The organism is Methanoregula formicica SMSP, assembly GCF_000327485.1.
Taxonomy (GTDB): domain Archaea; phylum Halobacteriota; class Methanomicrobia; order Methanomicrobiales; family Methanospirillaceae; genus Methanoregula; species Methanoregula formicica.
This window is the reverse complement of sequence record NC_019943.1, coordinates 686,793-703,662: the sequence shown is the minus strand read 5'-3', so window position 1 is coordinate 703,662 and position 16,870 is coordinate 686,793. Positions and strand designations below refer to the sequence as shown.

The 16,870-nt window shown below is 58.7% G+C and carries 19 protein-coding genes; 8 read left to right on the top strand and 11 right to left on the bottom strand.

What is annotated here, in order from left to right; genetic code table 11:
• Positions 1 to 142: 142 nt before the first annotated feature.
• From METFOR_RS03600 to METFOR_RS03590, 3 genes are all read right to left on the bottom strand, one after another.
• The gene (locus METFOR_RS03600) at positions 143 to 1,018 is read right to left on the bottom strand and encodes a universal stress protein (RefSeq protein WP_015284740.1); all 876 of its coding nucleotides are present in this window, start codon (positions 1,016 to 1,018) and stop codon (positions 143 to 145) included.
• A 173-nt stretch (positions 1,019 to 1,191) separates the two neighbouring features.
• On the bottom strand, positions 1,192 to 2,406 hold the full coding sequence (locus tag METFOR_RS03595; RefSeq protein ID WP_015284739.1) for a cation:proton antiporter: 1,215 nt from the start codon (positions 2,404 to 2,406) through the stop codon (positions 1,192 to 1,194).
• 415 nt (positions 2,407 to 2,821) lie between these two features.
• Positions 2,822 to 3,715, bottom strand: a complete 894-nt coding sequence (locus METFOR_RS03590) for a presenilin family intramembrane aspartyl protease PSH (protein WP_015284738.1) — start codon at positions 3,713 to 3,715, stop codon at positions 2,822 to 2,824.
• A gap of 73 nt (positions 3,716 to 3,788) precedes the next feature.
• On the opposite strand from METFOR_RS03590, the gene METFOR_RS03585 reads away from it, so the two are divergent.
• The 4 genes from METFOR_RS03585 (at position 3,789) to METFOR_RS03570 (ending at position 6,813) form a co-directional block, all read left to right on the top strand.
• Positions 3,789 to 4,103: a hypothetical protein gene (locus tag METFOR_RS03585; RefSeq protein WP_015284737.1), complete on the top strand. Its 315-nt coding sequence runs from the start codon at positions 3,789 to 3,791 to the stop codon at positions 4,101 to 4,103.
• A gap of 24 nt (positions 4,104 to 4,127) precedes the next feature.
• Positions 4,128 to 5,129, top strand: coding sequence for a flap endonuclease-1 (gene fen, locus METFOR_RS03580; protein WP_015284736.1), 1,002 nt, complete (start codon positions 4,128 to 4,130; stop codon positions 5,127 to 5,129).
• An 84-nt stretch (positions 5,130 to 5,213) separates the two neighbouring features.
• A complete protein-coding gene (locus tag METFOR_RS03575) occupies positions 5,214 to 5,849 on the top strand; it encodes a DUF2284 domain-containing protein (protein ID WP_015284735.1) in 636 nt (211 codons plus the stop codon).
• A gap of 28 nt (positions 5,850 to 5,877) precedes the next feature.
• The gene (locus tag METFOR_RS03570; protein ID WP_015284734.1) at positions 5,878 to 6,813 is read left to right on the top strand and encodes an MBL fold metallo-hydrolase; all 936 of its coding nucleotides are present in this window, start codon (positions 5,878 to 5,880) and stop codon (positions 6,811 to 6,813) included.
• A gap of 50 nt (positions 6,814 to 6,863) precedes the next feature.
• Here METFOR_RS03570 and METFOR_RS03565 read toward each other — a convergent pair whose 3' ends face one another.
• Positions 6,864 to 7,256, bottom strand: a complete 393-nt coding sequence (locus METFOR_RS03565; RefSeq protein WP_015284733.1) for a hypothetical protein — start codon at positions 7,254 to 7,256, stop codon at positions 6,864 to 6,866.
• Positions 7,257 to 7,431: 175 nt separating this feature from the next.
• On the opposite strand from METFOR_RS03565, the gene METFOR_RS03560 reads away from it, so the two are divergent.
• Together METFOR_RS03560 and METFOR_RS03555 are read left to right on the top strand one after the other, a co-directional pair.
• Entirely contained in the window at positions 7,432 to 8,643 is a 1,212-nt protein-coding gene (locus METFOR_RS03560; protein WP_015284732.1) for a YcaO-related McrA-glycine thioamidation protein, read from the top strand.
• Positions 8,606 to 9,259 (top strand): TfuA-related McrA-glycine thioamidation protein, encoded by a 654-nt coding sequence (locus tag METFOR_RS03555; protein ID WP_015284731.1) that lies wholly within the window; start codon positions 8,606 to 8,608, stop codon positions 9,257 to 9,259. Before METFOR_RS03560 ends, METFOR_RS03555 begins: the two co-directional genes overlap by 38 nt.
• A 13-nt stretch (positions 9,260 to 9,272) precedes the next feature.
• On the opposite strand, the gene METFOR_RS03550 is transcribed toward METFOR_RS03555, so the two are convergent.
• From METFOR_RS03550 to METFOR_RS03525, 6 genes are read right to left on the bottom strand one after another with little or no spacing between them, the layout of a single operon-like run.
• Positions 9,273 to 9,869 (bottom strand): CDP-alcohol phosphatidyltransferase family protein, encoded by a 597-nt coding sequence (locus METFOR_RS03550; protein WP_015284730.1) that lies wholly within the window; start codon positions 9,867 to 9,869, stop codon positions 9,273 to 9,275.
• Positions 9,866 to 10,378, bottom strand: coding sequence for an adenylate kinase family protein (locus METFOR_RS03545; RefSeq protein WP_015284729.1), 513 nt, complete (start codon positions 10,376 to 10,378; stop codon positions 9,866 to 9,868). Before METFOR_RS03545 ends, METFOR_RS03550 begins: the two co-directional genes overlap by 4 nt.
• The gene (gene hisC / locus METFOR_RS03540) at positions 10,375 to 11,433 is read right to left on the bottom strand and encodes a histidinol-phosphate transaminase (RefSeq protein ID WP_015284728.1); all 1,059 of its coding nucleotides are present in this window, start codon (positions 11,431 to 11,433) and stop codon (positions 10,375 to 10,377) included. The genes METFOR_RS03545 and hisC overlap by 4 nt, the downstream gene beginning before the upstream one ends.
• Positions 11,417 to 12,553, bottom strand: coding sequence for an aspartate aminotransferase family protein (locus METFOR_RS03535; protein WP_015284727.1), 1,137 nt, complete (start codon positions 12,551 to 12,553; stop codon positions 11,417 to 11,419). Before METFOR_RS03535 ends, hisC begins: the two co-directional genes overlap by 17 nt.
• Positions 12,554 to 12,584: 31 nt before the next feature.
• Positions 12,585 to 13,502 (bottom strand): glutamine-hydrolyzing GMP synthase, encoded by a 918-nt coding sequence (gene guaA, locus METFOR_RS03530; RefSeq protein ID WP_015284726.1) that lies wholly within the window; start codon positions 13,500 to 13,502, stop codon positions 12,585 to 12,587.
• A 33-nt stretch (positions 13,503 to 13,535) separates the two neighbouring features.
• A complete protein-coding gene (locus tag METFOR_RS03525) occupies positions 13,536 to 15,116 on the bottom strand; it encodes a CTP synthase (protein ID WP_015284725.1) in 1,581 nt (526 codons plus the stop codon).
• Positions 15,117 to 15,259: 143 nt separating this feature from the next.
• Here METFOR_RS03525 and METFOR_RS03520 point away from each other — a divergent pair, with 143 nt between their 5' ends.
• Positions 15,260 to 15,955, top strand: a complete 696-nt coding sequence (locus METFOR_RS03520; RefSeq protein ID WP_015284724.1) for a tetratricopeptide repeat protein — start codon at positions 15,260 to 15,262, stop codon at positions 15,953 to 15,955.
• 44 nt (positions 15,956 to 15,999) lie between these two features.
• Here METFOR_RS03520 and METFOR_RS03515 read toward each other — a convergent pair whose 3' ends face one another.
• On the bottom strand, positions 16,000 to 16,437 hold the full coding sequence (locus METFOR_RS03515) for a PaaI family thioesterase (protein WP_015284723.1): 438 nt from the start codon (positions 16,435 to 16,437) through the stop codon (positions 16,000 to 16,002).
• 96 nt (positions 16,438 to 16,533) lie between these two features.
• Between METFOR_RS03515 and METFOR_RS03510 the strand changes: the two genes are divergently transcribed.
• Positions 16,534 to 16,764 (top strand): hypothetical protein, encoded by a 231-nt coding sequence (locus METFOR_RS03510; protein ID WP_015284722.1) that lies wholly within the window; start codon positions 16,534 to 16,536, stop codon positions 16,762 to 16,764.
• Positions 16,765 to 16,870: the final 106 nt, after the last annotated feature.

The following is a 16,870-nucleotide window of genomic DNA, read 5'->3' as shown; positions in this document are numbered from 1 at the left end:
CTTTAAACCCTTTTTGCAATTCCCAAAAGAGAGAGAAGGGGAGAGAAGCCGGGTTTATCCCCGCACGAGGTCCTACCCGGTGATCTTTCCTGCGGAATATTTGCTGCGCAAACACATGGCTGGATACTGGGGGGATAGGGCGTCATTCTCCGCTGCACCCTGCCGTGATCAGGACCGGCCGATGCGCCCGCCGCACGACCGCGCTCGTTGTGCTGCCGATGATGAGCGCACGGAGTTCCCGCATCCAGCCCTCGCCCTTCGGGCTCATCAGGATGAGCGTTGCAGAAAGCCGGTCGGCAGTTGCCGTAATCTCGTCGGGGGGATAGCCGATGTGGACCACCGGCTCCGCTTCACGTCCCCTGCCCGCAAGCTCGTGTGCAATTCCTGCCAGGTTCTCCTTTGCAGCCCCGACCGCTGCCTGGATCTCTTCTCTGGATTCGCCCTTGTCTACCACGTGGAGAAGCGTGACCTTCCTTTGTGCCGGGATACGGGCAAGGCAGGCGAGTGCATCGCGTGACGGTTCCGAGAAGTCGAGCGGCACAAGAATGCGGGAGAACAGGCTCGGACGGCTGCCCATGGAACAGGACTCCGGCGGAAAGCGCATGAGGAGGACCGGCATCTTTGCATGACGGGTGACGTTTGCCGACACGCTGCCAAGGAGGATACTCTCTATCGTGTTCCTGCCGCGTGCACCCATGACGATGAGGTCTGTCTTCTCCCGCTCTGCCTTCTCAAGAATGGTGAGCGGGATGTTCCCCCGGGTAATCGTGTTCACGAGGGTCTCGATTTTTATGTCCGCCACGAGCCCGGCCTGTTCCAGCATCCTCTGGTTCTCTTTGATCAGGATCTTCGCGTTCTCGATCTTCGGGTCATGCTCCCATCCCCGTAGCGACGCCCGAGTGGCATCGACCACGTGAAGGAGGATGACCTTTTTTACCCCCGGAATGTCCCTGACGTACTCAAGCACCTTCTGCGAGTCCGGGGAAAAATCCGTTGGCAGCAGAACGTTCTCAAACATGTTTCCTGCTCCTGATTGTTAGATGGTTGTCCCGTTATTTAAGGCAATGTCAGATGGCAGGATGATGACACTTCAGCTACCTCTCCGCCGGCAGATTCCGTGTTGGCGAACGGGAATAAGTGCATCATTCCGTTTCCGTACCGTTGTTAAAAGGAGACGATATCGGTTGCCCGCTATCTCCCCTCACCAATGCCTGCCCCCTTGTCATCATACGTGCAGTACTCTCCCTTGTAGAACCAGTTGCGGTACACGATGGGCGTGATGATGGTCGTGAGCAGGCTCATCAAAACAAGTGCCACGTAAACGCCCTGCCCGATGATCCCGGCTTCGAGTCCGATGAGCGCAACGATCATCGCCACCTCCCCCCGGGGAGCCATACCAAATCCCACGATGAGCGAGTCCTTGCCGCAGAGCCCGCCGAGCTTTGCCGGGATCCCGCAGCCGATCACCTTGGTCAGGATCGCAACAAGGGTCAGGGCTGCGAGGAAGATGACGATCTCCGGTGTGACCTGGTGAAGGTCGGCGATGATGCCGAGCGAGACAAAGAAGATCGAGGCAAAGATGATCTGGAGGTACTCCGCCCCTTCCTTGAGGCTGTGGCTCTGGTGGAGTTCCACGTCCTTGAACGAGACGCCGGCAATGAACGCCCCGACAATGGCCGAGAGCCCGACCAGTTCGGCAAACATGGCATACAGGAACGCGAGCATCATCGCAAAGATGAAGATAAACTCAGGGTATTTCCGGACAAACGGTGTCGCATCGAGCCGCACGAGGAATTTGCTGATCACGAGCAGGCCGAATGCTCCCGCGAGAACGATAAACGCTACCGCCTTGACCGTGACGACCGCGATGCCGAGATAAGAGAACGATCCACCAACCACGTCCGTGCTGATCGCAAGTACCAGCAGGGCAAGAACATCATCAATGACTGCAGCCCCGATGATCGCTTTGGCGGCTTCCGTCTGGAGCTTGCCCAGTTCCTTCAAGACATTCGCGGTGATCGCAATGCTCGTTGCCGTGCACGCAGTCCCGACGAAGATGGCGCTGGCCGAGTCAAACCCGAAGAGGACGGCAAGCCACCAGCCGCCAATCCACGGCACGATGACACCGACAGCGGCAATGGCAAAGTTCCGCGGGTGGAGGATGTCCTTCATGTTGAACTCGAAGCCGATGACAAAGAGCAGGATCACAGCCCCGAGATGGGCGAGGCTGCGGACAAAGTCCGTATAGGTGATCCACCCAAGAACGCTCGGGCCCACGAGGAGGCCGACCAGGATGAGGCCGATGACGGCCGACTGGTTGATCCGCGATGCGATGAGATATCCGCCGAGCGCAACGAAGAGGAGCAGGCTCATCTGGAATTCAGGTGAGGTAAACAGGCTCTCCATGGGATCATACTGGGAAGGATGAGTAAAAACCCTTTGTGACGGGGACGGGAGAAGAGGGGTCAACGGAACCGGTTCTGGAATGGGAAATGCTCATTTACATAAAATAATGGCCCCCCCTTGCGCCAGCCCTGTCCCCATGGGGGTGCTGAAGGTCGTCAGACCTGAAGCAGGAGAAGAGGGTTTCACCATCTTCGACTCGGGGGCGCTGAGGATGCCTCGGTATTACCTGTACGGGATATCCCGCTGATACGAGGGGACAGGTAATACGGCATCATCGCCTCAGGGGGGTGCCCACGCGGCAGGGCGGAGCCCCAAGAGCGTCAAATCTCTACAAATTTCCAAATCACGAGATGTCCGGACTAATCAAGCGGTCTCATGTGGATTACAGAGATCCCAAGATTCACCTGATTCTCCTTTACGCAAACCCTACCGCCGACCACCCAATCAAAAATCCGATGATCGTCCCACCACAAATCGGCGGCAGCCCGGCCTGCGGCTTCCCGGACATGACAAAGTACAGGAGCACGACAAGACCCGCGACCGAACCAAGAATTGCCCCAAGCGCCGGGAGATTGATAAGCCCGCCCAGCCGTGAGCCTTTCAGGAAAACATTGGCCGAGACCACGAGGATCGCGGGCATGATCATGTCGCCCATGCCAATGATGAACGCTGCCCGCTCGCCACCATCGGCAAGCTTGCCAATCCCTTCTTTGATGAACGAGTAGTCTTTCCGCTTGGGGATGACAAAGAGAATGGGCGTTTTCTGGTCGATGACACCTTCGGCCAGCGTGATCATATGCTTGGTTTTGTACACGGAGATCGCGTCGTAGGCTGCGAGCAGGACGAGAAGGATGAGGACCGGGAGGATCTCCAGCGAGGCCCCGAAGATCGCTGCCACCCCGGCCCCGATAAGGACACCAAGGCCATCGATGACGTACCATTCCGGGAATTTGTATAACAGGATCGTGGCCAGGATGGCAAGGATGAACGCAATGACCATTGCCGGGTCGGTCTCACCCATCGCCGCGAACGTGACCGCCGCAAAGATGTAGCAGAACGTCAGGAAGATGGAGATCCCGATAACCGCCGCGATGACCCGCTTCATATCATACTTGATCAGGACAAGAAGGAATGCCGTGAAGACAAGCAGGATGCCGATGAACCAGACCGGGTTTGCCAGGTCTTCCGGGTTCTCGAAGGCCACGATGCCCGAGGCCTGGACGGGGAGCGAGAGGAGGACGGCTCCGATCTCCACGGCAAGGAGCAGGAGCGGCATTGCGATCAGGGGGGCGAGGTTCTTTGTCTCCATTGAACAATCTCCGTGCCGGATGACGGCACCGGTTTAGTTAGATTAATTAGTGCGCTCTCATCATGTTAAAAGCATGGAGATACGCGAGTACTTACCCGATATCCTGCTCACGGTCGTGATGGTCGTATCGACCCTCGTCCTCATTCTCCGGTTCTGGCAGGACCTGATCATCGCGGTCGCGGCAGCCCTGATGATGCTCTCGATCGGGGGGCTCTTCCTCTCGCTCGAAGTCAAGATGCGCAGGCTCGAAGAGAGCGTGATCACCCGTGAGCGGATGCTGCGGACGAACCTCGAGGAGATCTCCACCCGCATGGTGGAGAAGTACGACATGGCCATCACCCACCTCGACGAGCACGTAGCCGAGCTCTCGCGTCGGGCATACCGGTAATTGGACCCCCGGGGCTGAGAACGAATGGGCGTTGCACTACGGGATATCATCGCGGACTATAAGACACCGGTCAGCTGGGAGGCCCTGCCGGGCATAGCGGCAGTGGACGCCAACAACACCCTGTACCAGTTCCTCACCATCATCCGGCAGCCGGACGGCACGCCCCTGATGGACCGCCAAGGAAGGGTCACCTCCCACCTCTCCGGTATCCTCTTCCGGATCTCGAACTTCATGGCAAAGGGGATCAAGCCGGTCTTTGTCTTCGACGGGAAGCCCACGCAGCTGAAGCAGGCAACGATCGAAGAGCGCCGTAAGCTCCGCGATACAGCCGGGGAGAAGTGGCGGGAAGCAGTTGAACGCGGGGACGAAGCCGAGGCATACAAGCAGGCGCGGTCATCGACACGGGTCGACGACACGATCATCAGAACATCCAGGGAACTCCTCGGGCTCATGGGAATCCCGGTGGTGCAGGCACCGGGCGAGGGAGAGGCGCAGGCCGCGTTCATGGTGGCGAGGGGCGATTGCCTGTACGTCATCTCGCAGGACTACGACACGCTCCTCTTCGGCGCCCCGACTCTTGTCCGCAACCTGACGGTATCGGGCAAGCGGAAGATCCGGGGCCGGCAGATCACGGTGAATCCGGAACGCATCGTACTTGCTGAAACGCTTGCAGGGCTGAAGCTCACCCGCGAACAGTTGATCGAGATCGGAATCCTCGTGGGGACGGACTTCAACCCGGGCGTTGAAGGCGTTGGTGCAAAGACCGGCCTGAAGATCGTGCAGAAGGGGGAATTCGCGGCAAAACTCAAAGAAAAACAGCCGGACTTCGACCCGGCACCGGTGATGGAGATGTTCTTAAAGCCACCGGTCACAACGGAATACTCGGTTGCCGCAGGCCATCCTGATGCTGAAGGGATCAAAAAGATGCTCTGCGATGGTTACGACTTCTCGGAAGAGCGGGTGGACAAGGCACTCGAAGGGTTCTCGGTGAAGGCCGGGCAGAAGACGCTCGAGAGCTGGTTCTGAACGCATCCACAAGGTTTCTCTTTTCCTGCCGCCTATCTTCATCAGACAGCCGGCCGGCCCTGAACCGGCGGCCGAGGAATCATCATGAAGAAGGATCCGGTCTCCCCGCAGTATGCATTTCTCGTTGAAAAAGCCAGGGAACTCGGTGCGAAAGATGTAAAAGTGATCCCGGCAGCGGATATCGTTGTCGAGAACCGCATCCCTCTCAAGTGCCGGGCCGGCTGCATCAGCTATGGGAAGAAACTGATCTGTCCGCCGTACGTGCCAACCCCGGACGAGTTCCGGAAGATCCTCTCGGAGTACCGCTACGCCCTGCTCGTGAAGTTCATCTCACCGGCAGAAGCCGATCCTGTCGTGATCTGTTCGATCTACAAGTACTGGCTTGATCCCGAAGCACCAGCTGACAGGAAGGAGCAGGCAACGCAGTTCTGGAAAGATCACTTCAACGGCACCGGTGCATTCGCACCGATGATGCTTGAACTGGAACGGACCGCGTTCAATGCCGGCAACCCGTTCGCTCTCGCATTCGTCAACGGCTCGTGCCGGCTCTGCGAGACCTGCAACGTGAAAGCAGGAATCTGCGTACATCCCACGCAGGCCCGGATTCCCGAGCATGCGGTGGGCGTCAACATGGTGAAGACTGCAGAGAAGGCGGGGATGCCGATCCGGTTCCCGGTACAGGGACACCCTGAACTCATGGCACTCCTTCTTATAGACTGAGCGCGATGGAACCACTGAGGATGTGGCCATGACCGAACACAAGCTGAAGCCCGCCGACCGGGTCGAGATCACGGTCCTGGTTGACAACTATACGGACGTTCTTATGAACACTTCTTCAACGCCCGTTGACCGACGGCTGCCGTACAACCCTGACCGGCATATCCTGGCCGAGCACGGCCTCTCCTGCCTCGTGAAGGTATTCTCTAGGAAAAAGGAGCATGCCATTCTGCTGGATGCCGGGCTCTCCGCTGAGTGCCTGCCCCGGAATGCCTGCCAGATGAGGATCTCCCTTGCCGGGATCGAAGCGGTTGTCTTAAGCCACGGCCACTATGACCATACCGGGGCACTCGATTGCGTTGTTTCCGGAGCAGGGCGGCAGATCCCCCTCATCGCCCACCCGGATGCCTTCCTCCCCCGCAGGCGGAATGTCCCTGGAAAAGGCATCTTCAACCAGCGCTTCCCGGACGCTGTGGCACTGAAGAGAGCAGGGGCCGACATCAGGATGCGCAGCGGACCATCGACCCTTGCAGCCGGTCACCTGCTCGTCACGGGTGAAGTGGAGCGGAAGACATCCTTCGAGAAGGGTGTGACGGGGGCTGAGATCGAGCGGGACGGGAAATGGGTCGCCGATCTCCTCCGCGACGACCAAGCACTGGTGATGAGCGTGAAGGACAAGGGGCTTGTTGTGCTGAGCGGCTGCGCCCATGCCGGGATCATCAATACCGTGGAATACGCAAAGAAGATCACCGGGACCGATCACGTCCATGCAGTCCTGGGGGGGTTCCACCTTTCCGGCAAGGTATACGAACAGGTCGTCCCCCCGACCATCGAAGCGATGACGCAGATCAACCCGCAGTACATTGTCCCCATGCACTGCACCGGGTGGAGCACCATCAACCGGTTCATGACAGCAATGACGGGGAAGTGCATCTTAAACACGCTCGGGACAACATACGTGTTCTGACTGGGGCCGTTTTTCTCTCAGGTGAGAGAGGGGCCATCCGGCCCCGCTTTTCAGCACTTCGCTTCGCAGTCAAAGGCAGCAGCCGGGTCCGCAGTCTCCCGTGCCACGCACTGTTCCACGCAGGCCTTGCAGGTGGCAAACTGCGAATCGGTCACGAGCGTGCAGCTCCCGCCGCTCGAATCACAGCGGGCGTACTGTCGGCACTTGTCACCGAGACGGTATTCCATGGTACAGACTTCAGGCGGATTGGCACCGCAGGCAAGGTCAAGGCCGTGGCAGCTGGTTATGCCACAGGATGACCCGGAGGGCACAGGGGCAGTTGTTACCGGGGAGACCGGAGGCATGGGTTTTGTGTCCGGCGGTGCAGACATGCAGCCGGCAAACAACACAACAGCCGTCAGCAGCACAGCCACGACAAGGGTAAGGACTACAGGGTGTTTCATAGCAGATCAGTTCTCCGGTTGACTATTCATCCCGGGCACTATTTATCGGTTTATTTAGCTGCGAATTCTCTCGCAGTATTGACATTCCCGAATCCCGGATGAGCATGTATAAACCCCGGCAGTGAGAAATCTCTCAACACAGAAACCCTCCTGACAAAACCCCGGTGATCCACAGATGCAGCTCCAATCGTGCAAAAAGACCTACAACAACGAGACCCAGCGTGCTGTCCCCCTTGAAGAGACCCTTGCCCGGATCGAGCCGAAAGTCGCGGCTGCCGGCATCACCCGCGTCGCGGACATCACGAGCCTGGACCGGATCGGGATCCCGGTCTTCTCCTGCATCCGGCCCACGGCAGAAGCAGGGGCAATCACAGTTTACAACGGGAAGGGGGCAACGGTCGAGGAGTCGCGGATCTCGGCCATAATGGAAGGGATAGAACGGTATTCCGCGGAAGTCCATGACCGCGAGATCCGGGTCGCGCTCTATGACGAGATGAAGATGGAGGGAAACGTCCTTGACCCGCACGACCTCATCCTCCCGGAAGGCGCCCAGACGGACCGGTTCATGTCTTGGTGCCGGGGGTACGATATCGCACGCGGCGAGGACCTCTGGGTACCGGCCTATGCGGTCTTCCACCCGGTCCCGTTCCAGTACCGGGGGCCCATGCGCACGAATACCAACGGCCTTGCATCGGGGAATACCCGGGAGGAGGCGATCTTCCACGCGCTCTCCGAGGTAGTCGAGCGGGACGCATGGTCACTTGTGGAGACGACACGCAACACGGGACCGGCGGTCATCGATATTGACGATCCCACCATCCGCGATATGCAGAAGAAGTTTGCCGATGCCGGGGTCGAGGTGACCGTCCGCGATATAACAAGCGACATCGGCATCCCCACCATGGCCGCGGTTGCAGACGACGTGCTGACAAAAGACCCGATGCTCCTTACCATCGGTATCGGAACGCACACGAGCGCCCGGATCGCGGTGATGCGGGCGCTGACCGAGGTTGCGCAGAGCCGCCTTACGCAGATCCACGGGGCACGCGAAGACACGACGCTTGCCGAGATGCGGAAGCGGATGGGGTACGAGCGGGCAAAGCGGATCAACGGCTACTGGTACCGCGACAACGGGACTATTCCCTACAAGGACGTTACATCATCCGACAGCGATGACTTCAAAAAGGATATCGAGTTCGTTGTTGAGTCCTTAAAGAAGCAGGGCCTGGACCGGGTGATCGTCGTGGACCTTACCCGGGAAGAGATCGGGATCCCGGTTGTCCGCGTCATCGTGCCGGGCCTTGAAGTGTTCGCCATGGATCCGGAGCGGAAAGGGGAGCGGGTGAAGAATGCAGCGGATCACCGTCTTTCTCGGGCCAAGCCTTGAGCGGGAAGCTGCCGAGAAGATCCTTCCCGCAGAGTACCGGCCACCGGCAAAACGCGGGGATCTCCTGCGGGCAGCAGAAGAAGGTGCAACGATCATCGGTCTTATCGACGGGGTCTTCCACCAGGAATCCGCTGTTGCCCACCGCGAGATCCTTGCCGCCGTAAAGAAGGGTATCAGGGTAGTAGGGGCATCCAGCATGGGGGCGCTCCGGGCCGCCGAGATGGACACGCTGGGCATGACCGGGATCGGTGAAGTATACCGGTTGTACAAAAACGGGGAGCTCATCTCCGACGACGAGGTCGCGCTCGTCTTCGACCCGGAAACCGGGCTCTCCCTGTCTGAACCTCTCGTCAATATCCGTTTTACCCTGAAACGGGCGGAAACCGAGGGGACCATAACCTCGCAGGAGCATGCAGACCTGCTCGCTGCTGCAAGATCCGTGTTTTACCCGCAACGCACGTATCCGAAGATCGTATCAGCGGCAGGAAACGCTCTCGATCCCTCTACCGCACAACAGTTTCTATCATGGGTAATGGACCATGCCGTTGACCGGAAGAGGCTGGACGCGATCGAGGCACTGGAATACATCCGGGACCTGGCCGCCAAAGGTTCCTGAAAAAAGGATAGTTTTACTCCACTTTTGCCCAGATGTACGCGAACCGCTGGAGTGCCGTGATGTGGCCGAACAACCCGAAGAGGACGAGCATCCAGCCAAGGAGCGTGAGCCCGACAATTGGCGAAGGGTAGAGCAGGCTCGCGACACCTACAACAAGAATCATGACCAGCCGGTCTGCCCGCCCGAGAACCCCGCCATAGTAGCGCCCGACACCCACGGCCTGTGCTTGCGTACCGAGATAAGATGACATCAGGACACCGGTCAGGGCGAAGACCCCGATCTGCCACGGGACAAGGCCCCCGGCAAAGATGCCGGTGATGATGAAAATGTCCGCGTACCGGTCCACGGCATGGTCGAGGAAGTCGCCCCGTTTGCTCTGGGCCTTCATCTCCCGGGCAACGGCTCCGTCCATGGCATCGCAGAAGGCGTTGGCCGCAACTGCGACCACTGCCCAGAGCAGCATGTTGAAGAAGAAGAGGAGCCCTGCTGCCATCGAGGCAAGGAGCGCCGCGATGGTGAAGAAGTTCGGGGTCAGCCGGCACCGGATGGCAACCGCTACCAGGGGATCGAAGAAGACCTTGGCGCTGGAGCGGTACTGATCGAGGGTCACAGGTGCGCCTCCAGATAGGACGACCAGTCTATGTGGCCGAAATCTGCCGGGATCTCCCCGCGGACGAACGCCTCGATCCGGTCGGCACAGTACGCAGCATCGCGGCCGGTGGTATCGAGCTCGAAAATGTGGGACGGGTCGTGTTCCTCGATCGTCTCTATAAGACAGGAGTCGAGGGCTTCCGCCTCGGTGTTCTCCCGAATTTTAGCTTCACGGTACTTGCGCTGTTCTAAGCGGGCAGCGAGTTCATCGGGGCGGCAGCGGAGGACCACCACACGATCACAGGGGAGCAGGTGGGCGAAGTGCCCCTCCACAAACCCGTCAACCGGTTTGAACTCCGCAACCCACCGGTCCACGTCGATAATCTGCACATCGCGCTTCTCGTCTTCACCGGTGACATAGGGGCCGACCGTTTCGGTGATGTGGACAACCGTATGCCCGCGGCGGGCCAGCTCGTCTGCGATCATCGATTTGCCGGTGCCGGGCGTGCCGGTAATGCCACACATCATAGGCTGTTGATCACCTCAAGGAAGAGCTCGTTCTCCCAGTCCGCGCCGATACTGGCCCGGATATAATGATCCTCAAGACCGGTGAAACTCCGGCAGGACCGGACCACCACGCCTTTCCTTGCCAGCTCCTCCACGATCTCATCGCTCTTGTGGGGCGAGACATCGATCATGACGAAGTTTGCATCGGAGGGCATGACAGGATATTTCACTTCGTCCATGAAACGCTTCCGCCAGCGTTTCACCTGAGCGATATAGCGTTCCGCACGCTCCCTGTCGGAAAGCGCCGCTGCGGCAGCAGCCATGGAGACCGCATTGACCGCAAACGGGGTCCCGGCCCGGTTATACCACGGCGGAAGCCAGCGGGGCGTGAAGGCATAGCCGACCCGGAGCCCGGCAAGGGCATACACTTTCGAGAGGGTCCGGCCAAGGACAAGGTTCTCGTGCTTTCTCATCAGTGGGAGGTAATCGATTCCCGAGAACTCCACGTAGGCATTGTCGAGGAAGAGCAGGCCCTCGATCCCTTCGAGGATCTCCTCGACAACCGGAACCGGGGTCGCATTCCCGGTCGGGTTGTTGGGGGAGCAGAGGACCGTTACCTTCGCGTCCTTCGCTTCTTTCAACAGCTTCCTGGGATCGACCGAGAAGTCTGCTTCCCGGGGAACCGTTGCTGTCTCGGCTCCCTGCCCCATGGCGGCGAGCGCGTAAAAGGAGAAGGTCGGGGTCGAGATCACGACCTTCTCGCCGGGTTCGACCAGCGTGCGTAAGATCGTCTCAATGACACCATCCATCCCGACCCCGGTCACGAAGTGTTCGTGCGCATAGGTGGCGCGGAGGGCGCTCATGAGGACGCTGGCCTTCTCATCGGGATACCGGTTCACGGTCGCGAGGGCATCTGTTGCAGCGGCAAGCGCTGCAGGGGAGAGCGGTTCGGGGTTCTCGTTACTCGCGAGCCGGGCGATGCGGGTCATGCCGTACTCGCGTGCGATATCCTCCGCTTTTTTCGCAAAGACATACCCGCTCTTCTTCTTGTAGCAGGACCTAACCAAGCGTTCCATTGAGGACCTTCACTACCGTGTCGATCTCGGCATTGCTGATGGTGAGCGGGGGCACGAGACGGAGGTTGCCGTCCGCTGCGCAGTTGACGAGCACGCCCTGCTCCGCACACTTCTTCTGGATCTCGGGACACTTGTCGCCAATCGTAATCCCGATCATGAGCCCCCGGACACGGGGGTTGTATTTCGCAAGCCCGTTCCGGAAACGCTCGCCCTTGACCGCCACTTCCGGCAGGATCTTCTCGATCACACCGAGCGTGGCAAGGGAGGCGGCGCAGGCAAGCGGTCCACCGGCAAAGGTGCTCCCGTGCTCGCTTTTCTTAAACTCCAGATCTTCCCGGGCAGCGAGAGCTCCCATGGGGAACCCGCTCGCGATCCCTTTTGCCAGGGTAACGATATCCGGTTTCACCTTCGTGTGCTGAATGCCCAGCCACTTCCCCGTGCGGCCAAGACCGGTCTGTACCTCGTCCACGATCATGAGAGCCCCGCTCTTGTCGCAGACTTCGCGGATTCCCTCAAAGAACGTGTCGGGAGGGATGATGACACCCGCTTCACCCTGGATCGGCTCGACAATGACACCGGCGGTATCGGAATCAACGGCCTTTTTCAGGCCCTCGAGATCGCCATACTCAACGAAGGTCTTCTCCATACCGAGCGGTTCGAAAGGCTCGCGGATCGCGGGCTTGTGGGTGACGGCAAGGGAGCCGATCGTCCGCCCGTGGAACCCGTGGGTAAAGGCAACGAACTTCTTCTTCCCGGTCCTGACGCGGGCGAGTTTCAGGGCACCATCCGTGGCTTCAGCTCCCGAGTTCGAGAAGAATGCCTTGTGCATCCCGGTGATTTCGACAACTTTCTTTGCCACCTCACCCTGGTGCGGGACATAGTAGAGATTAGAGCAGTGGATTAACTGGTGAGCCTGGTCGCAGATCGCCTTTACGACCTCCGGGTGGCAGTGGCCGGTGCTGCAGACCGCAATCCCTGCAACGCAGTCGATATACTCCTTCCCTTCTCCATCCCAGACTTTAGATCCTTCCCCTTTGACAATTGCCATGTCACGGGAGAACGCAGGCATGAAATAGCGCTCGTCAAGCGCTTTCATCTGTTGTGTTGTTTCCATTCCCATCACGTTTTTGTATTTCTCAGAGTATCTCAGATTATTCGTATTCGATGGTTGCCGGGGGTTTTGCCGTTACATCGTAGACAACCCGGGCAACACTCGGGATATCGGCAGTGATTCTCGACCCGATCTTCATGAGATGGTCGAACGGGATGTTGACCGGTTCAGCGGTCATCGCATCCCGTGAGTGGACCGCTCTCACCGCCACGATCCACCCGTGGATCCGGTTGTCGCCCTTGACACCGGTCCCGAGGCCGAGCAGGGCTGCAAAACACTGCCAGGGGCGGTACTTCTCCACCAGCTCATCCTCGACAATCCAGTTGGCTTCGCGGACAACGGCAATCTTCTCTTTCGTTGCCTCCCCGATCACTCTCACCGAGAGGCCGGGGCCGGGGAAGGGCATCCGGTGCTGGATCTCCTTTGGCAGGCAGAGGGCGCCGGCAACCTCGCGGACTTCGTCCTTGTACAGGTCGCGAATCGGCTCGATCACTTTCGTGAACTCCATCTTTGTCGGCATCCCTCCCACGTTGTGGTGGCTCTTGATTCCGCCCTGGCTCTCGATGATGTCAGGGTAAATCGTGCCCTGCAGGAGGCATTTGGCCCCCTTCTTCTTTGCTTCGCGCTCGAAGACGCGGATGAAGCGTTCGCCAACCGCCTTGCGCTTCGCCTCGGGATCCACGATCCCTTTCAGTGCTCCAAGGAACTCGTCCTCTGCCTGCACGACATCGAGAGAGATGCTGCTGAATACCTGCCGGATCCGCTCGGTCTCGCCCTTCCGCATCAGGCCGGTGTCGATGTAGATGGGGATGAGGTTATCTCCGATAGCCCGGGCAGCGAGGGCGGCACAGACCGAACTGTCCACCCCTCCCGAGAGGGCCATGACGACTTTCTCCGATCCCGCAGAGGTCTGTATCTCCTCGATTGCCTTTGCGATGAATTTCTTCGTATTAACCATGGTTTTCTCTGCTCCTGTTCTTGGTTTTTCGTCCTATTTCGTCCGCTTGTTTGCCCTACAAGCCTCGACAAAGCCCAGGTAGGGCGGCGACGGTTTTGTCGGCCTCGATTTGAACTCCGGGTGGAACTGGGTGGCAAAGAAGAACGGATGCCCGGGGAGTTCCAGGCACTCCATCCGGTTTTTATTCGTAGCCGAGAAGACAAGCCCTTCCTTCTCCAGTGTTGCGATATACTCCGGGTTTACCTCGTACCGGTGCCGGTGCCGCTCGATCACCTGCTTCTCTCCATAGAGTTTCCGTGCAAGGGTCCCGTCGCGGATGTCAGCCGTGTAATTGCCAAGACGCATCGTTCCGCCCAGTTCATGGAGTCCTTCCTGCTCGGGCAGGAGGGCAATCACGTGGGTGCCCTCGCCAAACTCCTCGCTTGTGGCATCGGCAATCCCGGCAACGTGCCGGGCATATTCAGCGGTTGCCAGCTGGAATCCGAGACAGAGGCCAAGGAATGGCACCTTGTTTTCGCGGGCAAACTGGATCGCCTCGATCTTGCCCTCGATCCCGCGTTTGCCAAAACCACCGGGAATCAGGATGCCATCATAGTCTTTTAAGGAACAGCGCTCGTACCGCTCGGCATCCAGCCATGCGATCTTCACCTCGGTGGAGAGAGCACGGCCGGCATGCTTGAGGGCTTCCTTGATGCTGATGTAAACGTCCTCGATGCCGTACTTGCTGACGATGGCTACGGTCACCCGGCTCGTGTACTCCTTGTTGACAACCCGGTACCACGAGGTGTCTGCGTCCTTCCGGTCGAGGCCGAGATGGGCGGAGAGGACATCGGCAATGCCCTCCTTCTCCATCTCCATCGGGACCGCGTAGGTGTCCGGAGCGGTTGCTGCCGAGATGACCGCATTCTGGGGCAGGTCGCAGAACGCCGAGATCTTGCGCTTGGTATTGGCGCTCATCGGGTGCTCGCTCCTGCCAACAATGATGTCTGCATGAAGGCCCAGTTCCCGCAGTGCCTTCACCGAGTGCTGCGTGGGCTTGGTCTTCATGTCGCCCATCGTATCTTCCGGGATCAGGGTCACGTGGATCAGGACATAATCGTGCTGGGGGAGCTCTCCCCGCATCTGGCGGATCGCTTCCAGGAAGGGCATGCTCTCGATATCGCCGACCGTACCGCCAACCTCAACAAGGCAGATCTCCGCTTTTGTCCCGTCCGGGAACTCCTCCTCTGCTGCCTGGCGGATGCAGGTCTTGATCTGGTCGGTGATGTGGGGGATGATCTGCACGGTCTCGCCCAGGAAGTCGCCACGGCGTTCCTTCTCGATCACCGTGCGGTAGACCTTGCCGGTCGTGATATTGTGGGAAGCCGTGAGCTCGATGTCAAGGAAACGCTCGTAGTTGCCAAGGTCGAGGTCTACTTCGCTCCCGTCCTTTAAGACAAAGACCTCGCCGTGCTGTGCCGGGTTCATCGTACCGGCATCGATATTCAGGTACGGGTCGATCTTGACCGCGGTGACGCGGTAGCCCCGGTTTTTCAGGATCCGGCCCACGGATGCCGCCGTGATCCCCTTGCCCAGTCCGCTCATCACACCGCCGGTAACAATGATGTACTTCACGTGATCTCCCCGATTGCTGTATAGGTTGCTCATAATCCGTATTAGTGTTGTCGTACTGCGGCGGGGGGAGACCGTTTTTCACCCCTCCGGACACCAATTCCAAGGAAGAAAGTTCATTTAGGCACAAACGAAAAATAAGAGGCATGGAATCTAGGTATTTCCTGACCGTTGTTGCTTTGGTCCTGGTCGCAGCACTCGCAATCCCCCCGGTTGCCGCGGCCACAGGAGCAGACCCTGCAACAGAATACTTCAATATGGCACAGGTTGCCATCGGCAATGGAGACTACAGCCGGGCTGTCGAACTCTTTGACAAGGCACTTGCCGAGAACACGACCCTGATCAGCCAAGGCGATACGCTCATGTACCTCTATAAGGACAAGGCCGCCGCGCTTGCTGACATGGGAAAATATGACGATGCCCTCACGACAGTAAATGCGGGACTCGTGCAGTTCAAGAACAGTACCGGCATGTGGAACAATAAGGGCTACATCCTGTTCAGGATGGGCCGCTACAACGAGGCCGTTGATGCCTATAGCCAGGCCGTGACCATCGACCCGGCATACGAAAAAGGCTGGATCAACACGGGCGACGCCCTGGTAAAGGCCGGAAGGGCCGGTGAAGCAATTGAAGCCTACAACAAGGCCCTCAGCCTGGACCCGGAGAGCAGCTCGGCAAAAGAAGGACTTGCAACAGCCCATAAAGAAGCCGGACCCGGTTCAATGCTCATCATCCTTGTCGTCATTGTCATCGTCGCTGCAGGGGCAGCCGTGTGGTATGTGAAGTTCCGCAACACAGACGCCAGGGATACAGGTTCCAAAAAGAGCGGAAAGAAAGAATAATTTTTCTGATACATCCGTTATTTTTTTTAGGATTCCGTTTCCGTTTATTTTGTTTCTTTGGTCACCGTGAACGCAGCAGAAGTCCGCGAGAGCAGGGATCTCTCCCCACCATTGTCTGCCCAGACCTCCGCCTCGCAGAAGGCCACTCGTCGCCCTTTCCGGATGACCCGACCTTCGGCCGTGATCGATCCTTCGCGGACGCCCCGGAGGAAACTGGTAGATTCCGAGATGGTTGCGATCCCCTCGCCGTCAGCCAGTTGTGTGTAGATGGCAAGCGCCATCGCCTCATCGGCAAGGGCAACAAGCATTCCGCCCTGGAGCCAGCCCACACCGTTGTGCATGTCCGGCCGTACCTGCATCGCCAGCTCGGCCTTCCCGTCACCGGCACTCACGACATCGATTCCCATCAGGCAGAAAAAGGGATTCGCTGCCCGGCCGTTTCGCTGTATCCGTTCGCGATAGTTCATAGTCTTCTTATGCATCTTTTGCCGGGCGGGGATTAAGATTCCCCTTTTTTGTGCAGGTTCACCCTGCGCAGGGTGCCGGGTTAATAAGTCACAACGATCGACCACTCCTCTATGCAGGACACAGAAACCAAAGAGATGCTTGCAGACCTCATCTGGCTGAATGCGGTCATTGCAACGGAACTGATCCAGATCACCGAGAATACATCGGCAATCCTCCGGAAATCCGCTCCCCCGGCAAGCTGTCTCACCGAGCATAACGCCCTTCGTGAGACAGCACTTGCCATGGCAGAGAAATACCGGCCGGGCACGATGCTCTCCCAGCATCTCACGAAGCACCAATAGAACAGTGACCATGGCAGGATTACCACTAACGTTATTGGGAATCTTTCCCAACCATTATGCAGGTTATCCTGCCACGATCCTTTCTGTGAGCACCATACAGGCTGCA